This window comes from Clostridium sp. UBA871, from assembly GCF_002295255.1.
Classification (GTDB): domain Bacteria; phylum Bacillota; class Clostridia; order Clostridiales; family Clostridiaceae; genus Clostridium_J; species Clostridium_J sulfidigenes.
Genome location: NZ_DBFV01000007.1, coordinates 280933 through 301298 on the forward strand (window position 1 = coordinate 280933; position 20366 = coordinate 301298).

General features: G+C 31.4%; 18 protein-coding genes. 3 read left to right on the forward strand and 15 right to left on the reverse strand.

Translation table 11 applies throughout. The features are described from left to right. Positions 1-276: 276 nt before the first annotated feature. The 9 genes from B3086_RS12020 to B3086_RS12060 form a co-directional block, all read right to left on the reverse strand. The gene (locus B3086_RS12020) at positions 277-1875 is read right to left on the reverse strand and encodes a response regulator transcription factor (RefSeq protein ID WP_346846417.1); all 1599 of its coding nucleotides are present in this window, start codon (positions 1873-1875) and stop codon (positions 277-279) included. Beyond that, complete coding sequence (locus B3086_RS12025) at positions 1862-3682, reverse strand: sensor histidine kinase (protein WP_346846416.1); 1821 nt, start codon at positions 3680-3682, stop codon at positions 1862-1864. The genes B3086_RS12020 and B3086_RS12025 overlap by 14 nt, the downstream gene beginning before the upstream one ends. After that, positions 3679-5208 (reverse strand): ABC transporter substrate-binding protein, encoded by a 1530-nt coding sequence (locus tag B3086_RS12030; RefSeq protein WP_346846415.1) that lies wholly within the window; start codon positions 5206-5208, stop codon positions 3679-3681. The genes B3086_RS12025 and B3086_RS12030 overlap by 4 nt, the downstream gene beginning before the upstream one ends. 160 nt (positions 5209-5368) lie before the next feature. After that, a complete protein-coding gene (locus B3086_RS12035; RefSeq protein ID WP_346893455.1) occupies positions 5369-5605 on the reverse strand; it encodes a hypothetical protein in 237 nt (78 codons plus the stop codon). A gap of 238 nt (positions 5606-5843) precedes the next feature. Next, positions 5844-6215: a PH domain-containing protein gene (locus B3086_RS12040; protein ID WP_035130653.1), complete on the reverse strand. Its 372-nt coding sequence runs from the start codon at positions 6213-6215 to the stop codon at positions 5844-5846. Between the two features lie 262 nt (positions 6216-6477). Beyond that, complete coding sequence (locus tag B3086_RS12045; RefSeq protein ID WP_346846413.1) at positions 6478-7215, reverse strand: ferritin-like domain-containing protein; 738 nt, start codon at positions 7213-7215, stop codon at positions 6478-6480. Positions 7216-7386: 171 nt separating this feature from the next. After that, positions 7387-8160: an ABC transporter ATP-binding protein gene (locus tag B3086_RS12050; RefSeq protein WP_346846412.1), complete on the reverse strand. Its 774-nt coding sequence runs from the start codon at positions 8158-8160 to the stop codon at positions 7387-7389. Beyond that, a complete protein-coding gene (gene cbiQ / locus B3086_RS12055; RefSeq protein ID WP_346846411.1) occupies positions 8161-8970 on the reverse strand; it encodes a cobalt ECF transporter T component CbiQ in 810 nt (269 codons plus the stop codon). Between the two features lie 14 nt (positions 8971-8984). Then, positions 8985-10085 carry an energy-coupling factor ABC transporter permease gene (locus B3086_RS12060; RefSeq protein WP_346846410.1) on the reverse strand — a complete coding sequence of 367 codons (1101 nt, stop codon included), beginning with the start codon at positions 10083-10085 and terminating at the stop codon, positions 8985-8987. Between the two features lie 290 nt (positions 10086-10375). On the opposite strand from B3086_RS12060, the gene B3086_RS12065 reads away from it, so the two are divergent. Beyond that, on the forward strand, positions 10376-10588 hold the full coding sequence (locus B3086_RS12065; protein WP_346846409.1) for a DUF3955 domain-containing protein: 213 nt from the start codon (positions 10376-10378) through the stop codon (positions 10586-10588). Positions 10589-10726: 138 nt separating this feature from the next. On the opposite strand, the gene B3086_RS12070 is transcribed toward B3086_RS12065, so the two are convergent. The 3 genes from B3086_RS12070 to hypB all read right to left on the reverse strand — a co-directional run bounded on the left by B3086_RS12070 (position 10727) and on the right by hypB (position 15375). Beyond that, the gene (locus B3086_RS12070; RefSeq protein WP_346879359.1) at positions 10727-11713 is read right to left on the reverse strand and encodes a DUF5692 family protein; all 987 of its coding nucleotides are present in this window, start codon (positions 11711-11713) and stop codon (positions 10727-10729) included. Between the two features lie 66 nt (positions 11714-11779). Next, a complete protein-coding gene (locus B3086_RS12075; RefSeq protein WP_346846407.1) occupies positions 11780-14458 on the reverse strand; it encodes an FAD-dependent oxidoreductase in 2679 nt (892 codons plus the stop codon). Between the two features lie 245 nt (positions 14459-14703). Continuing rightward, the gene (gene hypB / locus B3086_RS12080; protein ID WP_346846406.1) at positions 14704-15375 is read right to left on the reverse strand and encodes a hydrogenase nickel incorporation protein HypB; all 672 of its coding nucleotides are present in this window, start codon (positions 15373-15375) and stop codon (positions 14704-14706) included. Between the two features lie 267 nt (positions 15376-15642). Here hypB and B3086_RS12085 point away from each other — a divergent pair, with 267 nt between their 5' ends. Beyond that, the gene (locus tag B3086_RS12085; protein ID WP_346846405.1) at positions 15643-16251 is read left to right on the forward strand and encodes a TetR/AcrR family transcriptional regulator; all 609 of its coding nucleotides are present in this window, start codon (positions 15643-15645) and stop codon (positions 16249-16251) included. Positions 16252-16339: 88 nt separating this feature from the next. Here B3086_RS12085 and B3086_RS12090 read toward each other — a convergent pair whose 3' ends face one another. Next, the gene (locus tag B3086_RS12090) at positions 16340-16873 is read right to left on the reverse strand and encodes a GNAT family N-acetyltransferase (protein ID WP_346846404.1); all 534 of its coding nucleotides are present in this window, start codon (positions 16871-16873) and stop codon (positions 16340-16342) included. A gap of 574 nt (positions 16874-17447) precedes the next feature. Between B3086_RS12090 and sstT the strand changes: the two genes are divergently transcribed. Further along, entirely contained in the window at positions 17448-18680 is a 1233-nt protein-coding gene (gene sstT / locus B3086_RS12095) for a serine/threonine transporter SstT (RefSeq protein ID WP_346846402.1), read from the forward strand. A gap of 165 nt (positions 18681-18845) precedes the next feature. On the opposite strand, the gene B3086_RS12100 is transcribed toward sstT, so the two are convergent. After that, complete coding sequence (locus tag B3086_RS12100) at positions 18846-19454, reverse strand: acetate uptake transporter (RefSeq protein ID WP_035130633.1); 609 nt, start codon at positions 19452-19454, stop codon at positions 18846-18848. A gap of 187 nt (positions 19455-19641) precedes the next feature. Then, entirely contained in the window at positions 19642-20304 is a 663-nt protein-coding gene (gene rbr, locus B3086_RS12105) for a rubrerythrin (RefSeq protein ID WP_346846401.1), read from the reverse strand. Between the last annotated feature and the right edge of the window lie 62 nt (positions 20305-20366).

Genomic DNA, 20366 nt, shown 5'->3' on the forward strand with positions numbered 1-20366 from the left:
CCTTGTAAACTTTTAATTTCATTCTATGGCATAATTATAATAAAAAAATAATTAACCTATAATGGAAAATAACCTTAGTTTTGTGCAAATTATTCTCGCCTAATTTTTCACAAAGTTCTTTGTGTAATATATTAATATTTTTGTGTAATATATTAATATATTTGTGCAACATAATTATATATATTTCTACATTTTTTTCATTAATCTTAATTTTATATAAAAAAAATACTACTTAACATAGTTAAATAGTATTAATGTGCTACACTTTATCTATTTTTATATGGTATCTTTATATTGACCTACAGTTAATCCTGTTACTTTTTTAAAAGTCTTATAAAAATACTGTTGATCTGTAAATCCGACCCTTTGATAGATAACTTTCATGCTATCTTCACCTTTATTAATCATTTCCTTCGCTTTTTCTATACGCAGATTAATAATATACGAAGAAATATTTATTCCTGTCTCTTTTTTAAATAAAAATGATAGGTATTGTTTAGATAGATTAATATGAGTAGCGATATCTTCTAGGGTAACTTTACTTGAATAATTTTTTTCAATGTACTCCACAACTTTATTTATAATATATTTAGAATTCTGATCATCCCTTATTCTTAGAACTAACTGACATATCTCCTCTAAAAATTTACACATTAGTTTTGATATAAACATAATTCTTGTAGAATCCATAATTTTATTGTAATACCCCTGATATAAGGTATCATAATCATTACCTTGAAAATATTCTTCATACTTTTCTAATATACTAACAATAATATTACAATACATAAGCTTACATGTTAACTCTGATATTTTACAACCATTTATTTTCTTCTCTATACTCTCTATATGACTTTTTCCACCCTCTAGATTTCCTTCTTCTATAAAGTTTATAAGAATACTCTTAGATTGTTTTTCGAACTTCAGCATATTTATATCCTTCAATTCTTTATTTTCTCTAGTTTCTACTACAGAACCCAAAGGCAAATAGAATATATCTTTTGTTCTTTCTATATATTCCTTAAAACAATTTGGAAATTCTCTAAGCTCACTAAACATAGGTGTATATATTACATCTAGCTTAATATTAAAATATTGCATTACAGTGATCTTTATATATTTAATTACCTCTTGTACTTCACCATATTTAATATCTTCCTTGGATATAAAATATATAAGTCCATCCTCCTGTTCCTTCAGAACACATTGTATTTTTTCTTTAGAAAATATCCACGTTATAAGCTCTATCATAGCATTTTTCACATTTTCATTTTCTCTTTCTTTAATGGATGTAATAATATCATTAGTTTCAGGGAAGAAACCTAAAATAGAATATTTTCCTCCATAAATATTAAAGTCTATCTGTTTAAACCCCTCAAAATCTACTTCATCAAAGGAACTTGAACCATCTATAAGATATTCTATAAGCTGACTTTTACCCTTCATTAAGGTTTCACTAGCCTTATCCTTACCTAGTGCATCCTTATCCATATTATCTAAATTTCTTTTTACCTCTAGCATGGTACTTATAAGTTCCTCATCCTCTACCTCTGATTTAAGAATATAATTATTAGCTCCACATTTTAGAGCTTGTCTTACATTTGTAAAATCATCATAGCAAGTTAATACCAGTATTTGAGTTAAGCTATCTTCTTTTCTTACTTCTTCAGTTAACCATAAACCATCCTTCTTAGGCATTTTTATATCTGTTATAATTACATCTGGGTTATATAGCTTATACATCTCATAGGCCTTTTCACCATTTGGAGCCTCACCTATAACTGTAAAGCCTATGCTATTCCAATCTATTGTGGATTTTAATCCTACTCTTACAAGAACCTCATCATCTACAATTAAAACCTTATAAACTTTCATCACCCTCTTTATCTACTAAAAAGTCACCAGTAGGTTTCCTCATTATACTCCTAGGAATCGTCACCTTAACATATGTACCTATTTCACTTCTATTTCCTATCTTAATCCCATATTCTTCACCACAATAAAGCTTTATTCTTTCATTAACATTGTTTAATCCAACTTTACTAAATTTATTTACATCCTTTTCTTTAGTAAAGATTTTTTCTAAATCCTCTTCACTGATGCCAGGTCCATTATCTTCTACAAGAATAATTAAGTTTTCACCTTCTATACATGCTTCTATAGATATTTCCAATGGTTCCTCTTCTTCATCTTCCCTAATTCCATATATCAAAGAATTCTCTACAATAGGCTGTAAAATTAATTTCGGTATTGAGCAATTAAGGCAGTCTTCATGAATATTATAAATAATGTTAACTTTTTCATTGAATCTTAGATTTTGTATTTTAATATAATTCTTAACGTAATCTACCTCATCTTCTAGAGTAATCATTTCCTTTCCTAAGTTTATACTTACCCTTAGAAGTTTTATCAGTGAAGTTACTGCATTACTTACAGATTTATCTCCTTGTATCTTTGCCATCCACTTTATAGTATTTAGTGTATTATACAGGAAGTGTGGATTAATCTGAGCATGCAATGTCTCAAGTTCTAACTCTTTTTTTATTCTTTCTTCTTCTACTAGCTTATCAACAACTTCATTCATCTTCCCTATCATATTATTAAAGCTGTTTCCAAGTTCCCCTAACTCGTCAATTCTATCTATATTTATGCGCACATGTAAATCTCCATCTTCAGCCTTCTTCATCATATTTCTCATACTCACCATGGGTTTTGAAATTTGAGACGAAAAGAATAAACAAATTATTATAGTTATAACTACATAAATTATTACACCTATTAACATATATCGTTGCATATTTGTAATTTCTTTGTATAGATAATCTTTAGTTACTATTTTTACAATCTTCCAATCTGTTGATGTAATATTAGAGTATATACATACCTTTTCAACATTATCATCAGTAAACTCTATTGAACCCATATCTATTTTAGATGATAGAACTTCTTTTGCATAATTTTTTTCTTCTATATTCTTTCCTATAATTTCTTTATTAGGATGACTAATTATTTGACCCTTTTCATTACAAATAAATAATTCACTATTCTCCTCTGTAATTAGACTTTTATAAGAATCCTCTAATATGGTTTCATCTACATCAATAAATATTGTTCCCATATCCTTTAAGCTATTTAAGTCTATTATCTTTCTTCCTAAAGAAAAATAGTTCTTAGGAATTTCTCCCGACAATATCTTAACTCTAACAGGAATTGTATCAAACCAAACTAACTCACCATGAGTCATATTGATATTATTAATATCAATTCCCTGTTTAACATAGGTTTTGCTAGCCCCTACATTATAAATATTATGTTTAGTTGTAAGGTATATACTTTCCACCTCTTCATTTGTAGTACAAAAATTTCTCAGTATATTATTTAATTCCTCATGACTTTTAGTTGATGAGCCTTTCAAGCTTTCAATAAAATCTCTATTGGTAACAACCATGTCTGACAGGTCAGCAATGCTATCAATTATAAAATCAATATTGCTTCCTGCCTCATATACAGATTGTTTTGCAGATTCACTATACTTTGTAGTAATAATTGATTTCATTACATTGTTATAAATAATATATATAAATCCAATAGGTATAAATATTAATAGAATAAAAATAACTAGCAATTTATTTCTAAAGCTCTTTCTAATCCATGAAGTTCTCATTTTATCCCCGCTCTTCATTGTAGTAAACTCAACTCTTTTAAAATTTTATCTGCTACTACCTTAGGATCTAAATCATTCTTAACCATATCTCTTACATTATTAATAATAATTTGCTCTACAAAATAGAAATTACTAATCTTAGATCTAAAATATACATTATCCTCTTTCCAGACCTCTAGTAGTGCAGGTAAGTGGTTTAAATTACTTATTTCATTTGTATTACTTTTTACATTTTCTATAATGTCTTGTACATCCTTGCTATTATATACAGATTTTCTTGGTGGCATGCTTCCACCTTCTGGTTCCCATAAAACCATACTTTGAGTCTGAGGTGCAGTAGCCCAAACTATAAATAACCAGGCAGCTTTCTTTTCAATTTCTGAAGCATTACTATTAATTCCTATTCCTGCTCCTCCATATATATTGGCACTTCTCACATTTCCATAGGGCAAGATGCTATAACCAACCTTACCTGCCACTTTAGATAAATTAGGATTTTCTACTACAGCTCCATTTTCATCCCAGTTTGCCATCATTGCAATTTCACCATTCTTAAAAGCTTCCGCAGTATCAGTCCAATTCCAATTAATACTATCTGGTTCACCCACTTCTACCATCTGCTTGTACATACTTAATCCATCTTCAAGGTTATGATTTTTAACTGAAACCATTTTGGGTTTTTCTACTCCTAATGTATTAACATAGGGATCATCAAAATAATCCCCTCCATAGGATTCAAGGACATTAGAAAAATCGCAATATACTGAATTATGTAATTGAGCCATTTGTGCACTTCCATATTTAACTTCCTCATCTGGAACATTTTCATCAATCCATTTTGAAACAATACAATACCTTTCCCAAGTAAAATCTTTCTGTCCTGGAGTCCAATCAAATCCATTTTCAGCCATAAACTGTTCTCTATACTTTTCGAAAATATCCTTTCTATAGAAGAAAATCATAGTTGTAGTATCAAAAGGTATAGCACATAACTTAGTTTTATCTCCAAAGTAGGATAAAATATTTACCTGATCATCAAAGAAATCCTCCATACCACCTGGTATATGAGGCATTTTAGGATCATTATTATATAAATTTAAATCCTCTAGATTGTTATGAAACCTGTTAAGAGTTTGATATGGGTCTACATAAACAAGTTGAAACTTTGCTCTTTCAGATATAAAATCATTATTTATCTTATTTATCATTGTACTATAGTCCATTGGTCTAATGTTTACTCTAATACCAGTTTTTTCAGTAAAATTTCTACACTCCCTAGAAAGAATATTAGCATTTATATTATTTTCTACTACAAAATTAAGGGTAGTACCTTGAAATTCCCTCCATTGAAATCCCTCTGGTGTTTCTATATTGGGTAATTCATTATCCCATGGATAAAAAGGCGCTTTAATTTTATTACTAATTAATTCATCATCTTTAGACTTAGCCATTATTATATTTTCGCTATAAGTAGTTAAACAAAGCATCATTACAGCCATAATTACAATGAAAATATAAATTCTTTTATTTCTAATAATAATCACCTTCCTCCTTTGTTTTTATATAAAATACTATTCCATTTAGCTACATTATACATAATAATTCTACATATTTAAATGATTAAATCACTATTTTTTCATTAAAATGCTACTCTATTAAAAAATAGAAAAAAAGAACCCTCATAATGAGAGTTCTCCAATGAACTTATTTTTCTTTTAATGCTTCTGATAATAATTCTTCAATCTTGTTTACTGGTATACCATTTCTGAATTTAACATCCATTCCACAAACTACAGCATAAAATCTAGCATATACCTGTTGAATTTCTTCAACTTCTGGTGAATCTGTTCGATATGAAAAATATAAATTAGTCAATTCAATGGCAACATCATATTCATTCCTTTGTATTGGTGTTGATTTCAACTTCATGTCTTCTTCCATCTTAATCACCCCCTAATAATATTTTACATTAAATACCATCGAAATGCAACAAAGGATAATAAGCCAGTTTGTAGATAATAAATTTCAAGGTAATGTTTATAAAAGTTAAAGCCGCTACTTAAAAACTTAAATAACGGCTGTTTATTAAATATCAGAATTATATTACTGCAACCTATGATGTGGAATAAATCACTAAATAAAATTTAAAACTTATTCACTTTACATATGTCTATGATTATCATTTTAAAAGTGCATTAGCTATTAATTTATCCAATTTACGGATATCTACTCCCTTTTGTAGATTTACTTTGATTTGACCTGCTCTAGTCCATAATTCAACTTCTGCACTAAGATCAAAAAGCTTCCCTGCATTTTCAGTAGACCACATGTTAATAGAAGAATATGGTAAAGAATACACCTCTACTTTCTTGCCAGTAAGCCCTTGTGCATCTCTTACAATTAATCTTTTATTAGTAAAAATTGCACTATCTCGGAATGTTTTATAAGCAGCAATTGCTACTTCTCCTTCAACCAATAAATCATTAACATCATTTGGAATTGGGCATTCAGATACTAGTGTCCATGTTAATATACCTTGTGTTTCTGCCATTTTATTTACCTCCTATAGTAAATCTTTGTCTCTATTTACTATTCTGCATCTATGTAGAAAAACCTTCCTCAATAAATGATTTTTTTCAAGCTTTTGTAAAAGTATTAGATCCACTTCATTTATTGATGATATTAATATACATAGCTATAATAACCTCTATAACTTATGATACTAATATTTAATCGATATTCTTTTCAATTAAAAACAAAAATGCGATAACTTAAATACTAAGATATCGCATTTTACTTTTTAGTTTCATACTCTAGTAATAATAGTAACCCCTTGCCATTTTACTCTCTGCAAGCAGTTTAGATGCACCTGTCCTTTCCCACTCTTCCACCTGTTCAATAGCTTCCTGAGGAGTTTTTCCCAAACCGACAAGGACACCTGATAGGATAAATTCTTGATATAAATGTTCAGGATTAATCCCTTCTCTCGCTTCTGCTAAAGCACGAGTTACTAATGGAGTTATATACCTTACCCAGTCATCTGGCGTAAATTTAGAAGTATCCTGCATTGAACGTCTATTCATAGATGGACTTTCCATACTTCTGTTCAAAGTAAAAAGATAATTATATTTTGAAGAGTGTTTCAATTCATCTGTAATTATATCAAATAAAACATCTCTTTGTGGGCCCATACCTAAAGCTTTTCTAATATCTCTATATCTTTCTACCGCTCTTAGCTCTCCGAATAAAGCTTTTTTAATACCATCTATATATGACTCTGGTCTTTCAAAAGACTCGTCTTCTACCGTTGGAATCTCCATACCGGTAAAGTCCTTATAAATTTTTCTAAACTCTCTATTATGTCTACGTTCATCATCTCGTATAGACGTTATAATGTCTTTTTCTTCCACAGTAGGTGCCATACTTATGAGAAAATCATAAAAAAGTTCATCTTCTCTTTCACCTTGAACTGCCTCTTTCACTCTCTCAAGAGCCTCTTGTAACTGAGTATTATACATCATTTGATTCTCTACTCTAGGCTTAATATACACTAAAATTTCCTCCAGAAATAATAATTCAATAATATATTATGCTAGGTATCTATAAATGTGAAAATAATTACTCTTTTCCTTCCATATTCCACACCTTGTCCATCTATAACTACAATTCGCATTTTATCCCCCTATATTATACCAAATCAAAAGCCATAATTATTGGGTGGTTTATATGTTATAGAAATCATTTTTTGAAGCTCCACAGATTGGACAATTTTGAAGTGAAAGAGGTATTTCTAATCCACAATCATTTAGTAAATCCGCGTTACTTAAAATATCCACTGTGTTTCCGTCTGCAGCAATTTCACCCTCTTTTATCACAATAATTCTTTTACAAGTATCAAATACCATATCTAAATCATGACTAGTTATTATTTTTGTGTGCTGAAAGCCTTTTAATAAATTGATTAATCTTCGTCTTGATTTAGGATCTAAAGCTGCTGTTGGCTCATCCATAACTAATACATCTGGTTCCATTGATAGAACCGATGCAATTGCAGCAGCTCGCTTTTCTCCACCTGATAATTTAAAGGGTGCTCTATCTTTCAAGTGAGATATTCCTACTAACTCTAAAGCCTTTGTAACTTTGATTTCAACTTCTTTTTCATCAAAATTATAATTTCGTGGTCCAAAAGCCACATCATCATATACAGTTGTCATAAACAACTGATCATCAGGATCTTGAAAAACCATTCCTAACCTCTGACGAATCAAGGGTAATGTTTTTTTTGATACATACACATCTCCTATGACCACCTCTCCGTTACTTGGAAATAGAACTCCCATCAAAAGCATTAATAGTGTGGACTTTCCTGCACCATTGGCACCAATAATTCCCACAGATTCACCGTGATGGATTGTGAATGATATATCTTTTACTGCTACATGTCCATCAGGATAGGAAAAATATAAGTTCCTTACCTCAAGTTTATGACAACTCATCTATTTAATCACCCCCGTAATTAATGAACCTATAAGCATAGGTATATTATAAATTCTTGCTAAAATGAAAAATATACTCCAACCTGCTAAATATGCAAAATCACTAAAGCTTAATTTTTCAATATTTCCTGTATTATACTCACCTGTAAATCCTCTCATATTCATAGATTGATACACCCGTTGTGCCCTATCAAATGTCCTAAGTATCAACTGTCCTGCAAAAGAACCCCAAACATTTCTATGTATGCCCTTTTGTCCAGGCGCCCTAAGTAAATATGCTCTCATCATTCTAGAAACCTCTTCTATCAGCACAGATATATATCTATATGTTAATAATAACTGTAATACAAAGATTTTAGGAACTTTCAGCATACGCAATGCTACAGCCAATTTATCCATTCCTGTAGTTGCAATTAATAAAATACTAACAGTTACCGTTAAACCACATTTTATAAAAATAGATAAAAATATTACCCATCCTCTTGAAATAACAATACCTCCTAGAGCCATTGTATGATGATTAAATAAGGGGTTTAATATGCCAATTCCAATAATAAAAGGCTCTACAAGTAATAGTCTTTTAAGGATTGGAACAACTGGCAGCTCTGCTAACACAAAAATAACCACAGGATAGAAAATAAAAGACAAAAGACTACTAATTTCATATCTTCCAAATGATACAACTACAGTTAGGTAAACAATTGTAGTTAATAACTTTGTAATGGGATGAAGCCCATGTATTGTGGTTTCTTTCCCTGCTAAATCACCTAGAAGTCTCATATTATAAAGAGAATTTATTACTTTTGCCATGTAAAATCAAATCCTTATTGTAGAATTTTACTGGTGGTTTCATTACCACCTAGCTTATTTTTATTATTAAACTTTTCTTTTCTTTTTTTAACTAAGCTGATAACAAATCCTGTGAATGCTGCCAGTGCAAGTGTCAATATTCCACCAACGATACCTGAAACACTTGTTCCAGCACTAACTGCAGGCCATTGCTCTTCAACTTCTACAGCTGCTTCTTTTTCACTTTCGTCTTCCTTTGCCTTAAAACTGTAATCAGGCAAAAACGCTATCTTACTTTGTATTTCTGATAATGTATTATGAATTCCATCTGGTGTTTCAAATTCTGCTGTTCCTGAAGTTTTTTCCATAGCCCATTCCAATCCATCAGGATTTGAAGAGGCAAACCAAGAAAGCGTTCCGCCAACTAAAACTACTCCAATTACCAGGCTAGTAAGTATCTTTTTCATAGATATATTACCAAGAGCTTCTCCTCTAGCTGCCTTTTCTAGAATTTCTGGTCTAGCCTTCCATACAAAAGTAACAATTGCTGATGTAACAAACCCTTCAGCTACTCCGATTGCTAGATGTATTGGTTGCATTAACAATAAAAAGGTTCCAAAAGGCAATTCAGTCTTTCTAGACATAAGAGTCTGAAGTACAACGCTAAAAGCTCCTATTTGAAGACCAACTATAGTAGATGCCATTGAGGCACCAAAGATCTTCTTAGTAGTAATCCCTTTACGTGTAAACCATTTATAAATTAAAGGGTATGCTATAAAACAAGTATAAAATCCAAGGTTAAATACATTACAACCATAGGCAAGTAACCCGCCATCTCCAAAGAACAGTGCTTGAATTAACAAAACAGAAGCCATAGTTAAGAATCCCGCATAGGGCCCTAATAATATTGCAAGTAGTATTCCTCCTCCAATGTGTCCACTAGAACCAGTACCAGGGATTGAAAAATTAATCATTTGTGCAGCAAAAACAAAGGCTCCCATTACCCCCATTAAGGGAATTTTCTTTTCATCCATATCATTCTGTATTTTTTTAATTGAATAAGCTGTAATTCCAGTAGTAGCAGCCAACATAGTTCCTCCCACCACTGGTGAAATCAAAGCATCAGCCATGTGCATAATATTCACTCCTTTACAAAATAAAATGCTCCCCAAAGTCAAGCATTTAAAACCATCTATTTTATCTCCGCAGTTGTAAATCGGAACCTCAGTTGTAAATCGAAACGCAACCCTTTCGACACCAATTAGGTTGTATTAATAATAAATATTTATTGTAAATCAATAAATATTTATTGACAATTCTATTTTCCAAGTATAAAATGATATTAAAAGGTACAGAATTTATAAAGTACTTAATTGCAAACAAAAATTAATCTGAAGTACAAAAATTTATAGGAGGAAAATTAAAAATGAAAAAATATTTATTTAGTATTCTTTTAGTAGTAGCTAGTATAGCGTGTTTTACGATATTTAATGTAGTAGGTTCCGAAGTCTTGCCAGATGGAACTCTATCTGAACCATTCTTTCTTATACCAATAGGATTTTTATTTGCTGGCATAGCTATTATATCAGCAATAATAATTTTTATAGTATCTAAATTTGTAAACAACAATAACCAATAAGTGTATAATCTATTATTTTCAATTAATAGATACGTATTAGAACTTAATTATTGTATATTGTATTATCTTAATAGTTCTAGATAGCAAAAATAGGCCTATAGGCCTATTTTTTGCCTTCTATAATCATAATATATCGCTTTACATCATCATTTTAATTTCTTTAAACTCATCAAGGTCAGTATAAAGTTCTCCCTTGTATGGATTTCTCTTAGTTTTCTTTATTTTATATATCATATAAAGAAATACAGCTATATTACTTGCAAGAGCTATAGCTCCTAAAATTGTATAAATAGTAGTATTGTAAGTTGATTTAACTACAAACATTCCTGTATCCTGGAAATTTGGAAAAGTTTGAGCAAACATGCACCATATAGCTAAGGTCTGAGCTCTATGCTGTAGCCAAGCACCTTTTCCAACAGTAAATGCACATAGAGTTGGTGCAATGAGTAATGCTAAGCCTGCATACCAAGAATGAGTAGGTATGCAATTATAAGTATATACAAAATTCCATAAATCATATGCAATAATCCAGAACCAAAGCATATCAGGCCATAGCATATCCTTACTTTTGTCCTTTTTAGTTTGTTTTCTAATTACTATTCCAAACCAACCAGTTATAGCAATGATATTTAGTATACCAGCCGCTGCATTCATATAATTCCATGGACCACCCATTACACCTACTACTTCTCCTTCAATAGCTCCTGAATTCATCATCCAATAAGTGGATCCAACCTCAATATCTCTTGCCACTGCTTCTATAATGTTAATAGCTAGAATCAACGGTGGAAAGCATAGTGCAATTTTATTATCAGCTAGTCTCCAAACAACCTCACCAGTAATTTTATCCTTTTTCTCGATATGACGAATACACCAAAATCCAATACATCCTGCTGTTGCAGAATAAACTTTAGCTAGATGGAACCAGTCAGTATAGGTAACATCCTTTAAAACAGTCATCCAAACAACTGTTAAAATAATTGGCAAAATAACAAAACTAAAAAATCCTGCCCACTTCTGTCTTCTAGAAAATTCATTGAATAAAAACAAACCTGCAAAAACTACAAACCACATTCCCCATGCAGAAAACATTGTTGCTCCTTCAACATAATTAAATTCAAACATTTTATTCACCCTCTACCCCTATCTAAATTTAAAATTACTTTATAAAATCTTTTATAGTTAACTAAGTTATTTAAAAAGTTTCTTTACTTTTTTAGTTGTAATTTTCACTTTACGTTTAAGAATTTGCTTTATAACTACAGGTTTTAAATCCTCATAGGCTACACCCTCACCATCATATTTTCTTACAAGGGAAATAGCATCAAACTTACATTTAGTGGTACATTGTCCACATCCTACACACAGGAATTCATCTACAACCGTTGCACCACAGCTAAGACAACGTTCTGTTTCCCTTTTTATCTGGTCTTCAGTAAATGTTTCACGCAAGTCTTTAAAGGTTTTCCTTGACTTGCTTCCATCTACATGACCTACACTCTGTCTAGGAGTACTATCATATCCTTGAAGTTCTATATTTTCCTTATCTAATGCATGATATTCTTTTCTATCTCGACCAATAATCAAACTTTGTCCTGGCTGAACATAACGATGAATTGAAATTGCACCTTCTTTACCTAAAGCAATTGCATCTATTGCAAACTTAGGTCCTGTTAATGCATCACCACCAGCAAAAACATCAGGCTCACCTGTCTGTAATGTAAATGGATCTGCTTTAATAGTATTATTTCTATTTAGTTCAATTTTACTACCTGATAAAAGTTCTCCCCAATTCATTCCTTGACCTATTGAAAGCAGTACAGTATCAGCCTTAACTATGATAGTGTTATTTTCATCATAAGATGGATTAAATCTTCCACTCTTATCAAATACAGAAATACATTTCTTGAATTCTACTCCTGTAGCACGACCATTTTCAACAATTACTCTCTTTGGTCCCCAAGAATTATTAATTTCAATATTCTCTGATAATGCTTCCTCAATTTCCTCTGGAAGTGCAGGCATTTGTTCACGACTTTCCAAACAGTACATTTTAATTTGTGTATTCCCAATTCTAGTAGCTGTTCTCGCAACATCTATGGCAACGTTACCACCACCGATTACGATTACATTGCCTTCAAGTTTTAACTCCTTACCCAAGTTAACATCTCTCATAAAATCTATACCGGTTATAACATTTTCTACATTTTCACCTTCAATACCAAGTTTCCTTCCCATACATGCACCGATTGCAATATAGAAGGCTTTAAAACCTTGATCCCTTAATTCATTAAGACTTATATCTCTTCCAACCTCAACCCCTGTCTTGAATTCAACGCCTAATTCTTTCAGTATGTCAATTTCAGCATTTATTACATTCTTTTCAAGCCTGAATGAAGGTATTCCTAAAGTTAACATTCCACCAAGAACATTTTCTTTTTCAAACACAGTTACTTTATACCCATCAATGGCTAAGTAGTATGCACAGCTAAGACCTGAAGGCCCTGCTCCCACAACAGCAATTTTTTTACCGTACTCGTGCTTACGTTTAGGCACATATCTATGATCAGTATTTAAATCTTGTTCAGCAATAAATTTTTTGATTTCATCAATAGCAACTGGATCGTCAATATCTCCCCTAGTACAATCTGTTTCACACTTTCTTGGGCAAATACGTCCACATACTGCAGGAAACGGATTTTCTTGTTTGATAAGTTCAAGAGCTTCCCTATATCTTCCTTGAGATGCAAGTTTAACATAACCTTGAACTGCAATATGAGCTGGACAATTGGTTTTACAAGGACTTGTACCTGTATCAACTACATCTTTTCTATTGGTTCTATAATCAGGATTCCATTTATCTGGACCCCACTCAGTATCTCGTGGAGTATCAATTCTCTTTATCTCAGTAGTTACTGGTGTTTTTGAACATAACTTTTGCCCCAATTGTAGTGCATTAACAGGACAATTTTGAACGCACTCTCCACAAGCAACACATTTCTCTTTGTCCACTTTAGAAACATAGTTTGAACGTACCATGTCAGCGTTAATAAACATACTAGCAGTTCTTAAAGCAAGACAAGAACATCCACAGCAATTACAAATAGCATGAGTTTTACCAGAACCATCTAAGTTAGGTATTTGATGCATTAAGCCGTTTTCTTCTGCTCTCTTAATAATTTCAAAGGCTTCTTCACGAGTAATCTGTTTGCCCCTCTTCGTACGTATATAGTATTCTGCTGCGTGACCCATCTGAATGCACATGTCTTCCTTAAGATGACCGCAGCCTTCTCCCATAGCTTCTCTTGCTGTACGGCATGAACAATCAGCAACTGAAAAAATATCATTATCATTAAGATACTTAGAAACTTCCTCATAGGATGCTCTTCTAGTTTCACCTTCAATGGCATGTTCTATAGGTATAACACGCATAAGACCTACTCCTACAGGAAAACTTCCTGCTGTCTTAGGTCCTCTTACTCTTCCATAGGCTTCAAAAGCCCTAGGAATCTGAGGATACTTTTTAACATTCTCCTTATTGTTAACCATCATTTCCATGATACCTGGAACCCAGGTCTCATACCAAAATGTATCTACTCCATCAATTTCATTTACAAAACAAACCCCTGCATCCGCTAATTCTAACAAAAGTTCTGTTGTTCTCTCTACAGATTTGCCACATAAAGGAGCAACATCTTTAGCAGTAACCTTTTTACGTATTTCCATACAAAGTACCACCTCAGCCATTTCTTCTGAAACAACAGGTTCAAGAATCATATACTCTGGATCTGTAGCTTTGATTTCATTTTTCGAGCCACGTTTCTTATTACTGATGTGATTTGCAAGATCAAGTACCTTTTCCTTGACCATATATTATCCCTCCCCAAAATAATTATATGTCATCATAAACAAAACTATAAACACCAGCGTTTACAATGAATTGCAAAGATGGCAAGACTCATTATTATTATTATTAACTATATTAAAATAATCAGCACTTTTAGGTTTTATTAAGTTATTAAAACAAAAGTAACCGAAAGAAGCTGATTATTATATATAGTCAAAATATTTTAAAGTAAGTTTATAATATTTTTAATGTTATGAATTATTTAAAGTTATTTATTTTTCCAATTATCTATTTGTCCACGTATCCAGTCAGCCCATTCTCCAATTCCTTCTCCAGTTTTAGCTGAAATTGGAATAACTTTAATATTAGGATTCAGTTTTTTTACCCTCTCTTTTACTGCCTCCATATCAAATTCAAAATAGTCCGATGCATCTATTTTGTTGACTAATAAAACATCAACTATTGAAAACATTAAAGGATATTTTAAAGGCTTGTCATCTCCTTCTGGTATGCTTAGAATCATAGCATTTTTTGATGCACCAGTGTCAAATTCCGCAGGACACACTAAGTTTCCAACATTCTCCAATATTGCAAAATCAATATTATCTGTTCCAAGACCTTTTAAACCTTGTCTAGTCATATCAGCATCAAGATGACACATTCCTCCTGTATGCAGTTGAATTACTTTAACTCCAGTCTTTGAAACCTTGTGTGCATCCACGTCTGAATCAATATCAGCTTCTAAAATACCAATGTTCATTTCATTTTGAAGAGCTTCAATTGTTCTTAAAACAGTTGTTGTTTTCCCTGAACCAGGTGATGACATAAGATTTAATAAAAAGACCCCATCTTTTTTCAATTCTTCTCTAAGTAGCTCAGCCTGACGATCATTGTTGTCAAAAACACTTTGCTTAATTTCTAAAACTTTAAATGCCTCCATGTAAACTCTCCCCCATTTCATATTTAATTTAGGTTACTTTATTGAAGTAGGTTACAATATATTATTACCAACCGTTCCACAATATAACATAACAGTTGTTATGTTTATAATATAATACACACCTACCTTTGTCAATGAATTAACATTCGAAATAATAAATATGTTATGAAAATACAGACTATTATGTCCTTGATATAATAGTCCTATGATATGTGAACCATGATGTTGTAAAAATATGATATACTATTTTTAAATGGGGTGAATAAAATGAACGCTAATGAACCTAATGAAAAAAAGCAACATATTTTAGATGCTGCAATTAGTGTATTTATAGAAAACGGCTTTGAAGAAACAAGTATGCGTCAAATAGCCTCAGCTGCTGGGCTTACTACTGGTGCAATATATCATCATTTTAAGAATAAGGACGAGCTATTCTACCACGCAGTAAAGGAAGCTATGTACTTTGCTCAAAAACTTTCTGAAAAAGATGAAAGTAGTAATCTTAAAAGCACTGAAAATATGTTAAATGAAATTAGTAATAAAGTTAGAGAACGTATGTCTAAGGTTAATGAGCAACGCCTTTTGGTTTTATTAATAGGCTACGTATTATCCAAGGGTGGCTCTCTTAGTGAAAGCCTTAAACAAGATTATAATGAAATAATAAACAAGGTAGCAGATATGTACTTCTACGCATTTGGTATTGAAAATAAAAACTGTAAGAAAAGTCTTGCTGCTATTTTAATAGCAGCTCTAGATGGTGTTGCAATGCAATATTCTCTAGGGGTTTTAAAACAGGAAGATCAAGAATTTAAAGACACTTTTATGAGATTTTTCGCAGAAAGTATTCCTATATTTATGCAAAAAAATAAATCCTAAACTAAGTTACATAAAACAAGGATGCTTATAATTTTTACATAGCATCCTTATTTTTATATTGCTAAAATAAATAATATATGTGTGATTTTTATAATGAAAACTCTAATTGGTAATCCCTTGGGTCATTTTCATATAGTTCTTTATTTATTTCCTCTGCTTCTTTACAGCCTATTGAAAAATAAAATGCAATTGTTTCTTCAGCAGAACCTGCACAAATATAAATTTTATCTGCTTTCCACTCTCTTGCAACATTGGCAGAAAGTACGAATAAATTTTTACCTATTCCTTTATTTCTACACTCTAAGGTTATGAAAAGCTGATCTAATAAAACATAATTAAATTTTTCACCAAAAAATTCACGATTAACTGTTGAAAACCCCAGTAATTTATTATTATCATCAAAAGCAGCAATGGCACTTCCCCCACTTAAAATGGTTTTCTTCAAATTTCTTAGATGATATTCATAGCCGTTTGGCCAATCACAATCTTGGTAATTTATTTCTACTAATTTACGTTTGCCACCCACATCTCTCCATGCTTTTCCTATATATTGAGATGGATTCATTTTGTTTATATACTCACATTCCTCTAATTCTAATTTTCTATATATAACATCTCCCATACTTCCACCTCCAAATACTCATGCAAAATAATCCTATTCTATAACACTTTGAACACCCTAGAAATTTTCTCTTACCACTAATTTTTTACAATAACTTCACTTTTATATTTACTATTTAAATAATACACATATTCTAGTAAAAATCCAATAACTCTAACATCAGTAAAATCTGTATTCTCAATTAAATTTTTATTTTCAATGAATAATTTTAGAACTGTTATCCCAAAATAGTATAGAGATATATAGTGGCATCTTTCCATAATGCTTGAAAAATTTTTTTTCTTGCAATTGAATTGATTTTATTAATATTTTAAATTTAATTTATATGACTTATAAACCTAGTTAATATAAGCCTTAATAGATAATTTAAAAACTGATTTTATTTTCTAATTGTTTATTATATAGGTTATTTATGTAAAGGTGACCATTAATTAATTGAAAATTCATTATGCTTTTCCACTTCACATTAGTGAAGATTCATGATAAACTTATTTTTACCAAAGAATTTCCTAGTAACAAATTTAAAGCCACAGAAACTTATTTTTTTTATTTAACGTTATAGGAGGAAAATATTATGAAGAATCTAATGAAGAAATGGAATGGATTAAGTTTAGTAAAACGTATAATCATAGGTTTAATCATAGGTATTATATTAGCCGTAACCATTCCTAATGTAGCAAAACCATTATCAATTTTTGGATCTTTATTTGTAGGTGCTTTAAAAGCCATTGCACCTATCCTAGTCTTATTTTTGGTAACCAGTGCTATTTCCCAACACAAAAGTGGTCATGAAACCAATATGAAAACCGTTATTATTCTTTATCTTTTAGGAACATTCTTAGCCGGACTTGTAGCTGTTATTGCAAGCTTTATGTTCCCGGTAAGTCTAACCCTTGTAGCTGGGGTAGAAAATATTACTCCTCCTGGCGGTGTAGTAGAAGTTCTTAAAGCATTACTATTAAACCTAGTTGATAATCCAGTAAAGGCTCTTTTCAATGCTAACTACATTGGTATATTAGCTTGGGCAGTAATTCTTGGTTTTGCCTTAAAAAATGCTGCAAGTTCTACAAAATTAATAATTTCCAATGTTTCTGATGCATTATCTCAAATGGTTGTATGGGTAATAAATTTTGCACCCTTAGGAATCATGGGACTTGTAGTTGATACTATCGTTACAAGTGGAATAGCTTCACTTCTTAGCTATGGAAAATTACTTTTACTTCTACTTGGAAGTATGATTTTTGTAGCTCTTGTTGTAAATCCAATAATGGTGTACGTAGCTATTCGTCAAAATCCATACCCCCTTGTATTTAAATGCTTAAAAGAAAGTGGAATCACAGCATTCTTTACACGTAGTTCTGCTGCTAATATTCCTGTAAATATGAGTTTATGTGAAGAACTTGGTTTAGATAAAGATACTTATTCAGTATCAATTCCTTTAGGTGCCACAATTAACATGGCTGGTGCAGCTATTACTATTTCTGTTTTAACTCTTGCAGCTGTTCATACTCTTGGTATCCAAGTAGATATTGGTACAGCAATAATTCTTAGTGTACTTTCTGCGGTAAGTGCTTGTGGAGCTTCTGGAGTAGCCGGAGGTTCACTATTACTTGTTCCTCTAGCATGTAGCTTATTTGGAGTCCCAAGTGACATTGCTATGCAGGTAGTTGGTGTAGGTTTTATCGTAGGTGTTATTCAAGATTCTGCTGAAACTGCACTTAACTCATCCACAGATGCACTTTTCACAGCAACAGCTGAATTTAGTAAGTGGCGTAAAGAAGGTAAAAAAATAAATATTTCTAAATAGAAATTAAATACTAGTGTAATTCTTATATAAATATAAAAGCCTCCAAGGATAGCTTATAAACTATTCTTGGAGGCTTTAAACCTTTATAACCACTATAAAAATTAGAATCACCTTTTGTGTATCATGGATATACAAAAGGTGATGAAAAAATTCATCACCTAAATATTACTTCTTAAATATTCCAAAAGGTTTTCCAACAGGTAAAAATACTCTTCCAAAGTGAGTATTTAATACTGCTGCTGCTGAACCATAGAAAGATACTAAAGCTATTGCTAACTCAGAATAAGCAGCTAGCATATGTGTTCCATGCTCCATTATTCCAAAAGTTGTTAGCGTTAATCCTAAGAATAGGAAATCTATCAATAGGAATATTGTAAATAACACCTTATGAGTTTCCATTGCACCTATAGTCATAAATATTGTAAAAATTAAATACCCTAAATAAGCAACTCCTAATTGATTTATGTCAGCTTTAGCTGCTAGGGCTGGTCCAAATACTCCATTTTGAATTAACCAAGTAAAACCAACACCATACCAAAAGAATGCATAAGCACCAAAAGCAGTTGCTCCAAAAGTGTTGTTATGCTTAAAATCATTTAAACAAGCCAACAATTGTGCTGTTGCTCCTAAAAATATTGCCCATGGTAATACTAAAGATACTCCCTCTGTTAATCCTAACTTTTGAGATGATGCTACTAATGTTACCATTGCTAGTCCAAATAAACCTATTGCCGACGGATCAGCTACTACTACTTTAACCTTTGTTTCTTGCATAATATCCTCCTAATATAAGTTCACACAAATTTCATACTTTTAAACAATAACAAAAATATTATCCATTGTCAATAAAAATTATAATGTTTACATATTTATAAACTATTACTTTGAATTATATAAAGAACTATCCATCAATATTAATATGCAAAATAAAAAAACCGCCACAATAAGTGACGGCTTAAAATTAATAATTTTCTTTTCTAACTTCGAAATAACTTTGAGAATATTTACATACAGGACAAACTTCAGGAGCCTTTTTTCCCATTATAAGATGTCCACAAACACGACATTCCCACATAGTTTCTTCACCTTTTTCAAATACCTGTTGCATTTCAATATTTTTTAGTAATTTACGATAACGCTCTTCATGAGATTTTTCAATAGCAGCCACTCTACGGAATCTTTCAGCTAACTCCTTAAATCCTTCCGCTTCTGCATCCTTTGCAAAACCATCATACATGTCTGTCCACTCATAGTTTTCACCTTCAGCTGCATGTAAAAGATTTTCAGCAGTGTTTCCTAAATTACCCAACTCTTCATACCATATACGAGCATGCTCTTGTTCATTTCTAGCTGTCATTAGAAAAATTTCAGCTAACTGATCGTATCCTTCTCTTTGTGCAATATTGGCGAAGTATGTATATTTGTTTCTCGCCTGGCTTTCACCTGAGAAAGCTTCCATCAAATTCTTTTCTGTCTTTGTTCCTGCGTAAATATTTTTAATCTCTTTTTCTTCTTCAATTTTAACAAATACTGAGGCTGGTTGTTTACATTTAGGACATCTAAAACCTTCTGGCAACTCCCCTTCATGAATATAGCCACATACTGAACAACGATATCTTACCATTTTTTTATTCCCCCTAATTTAAAATTCTTTATTTGAAATTTTAATTATTTATTTTTTCACAA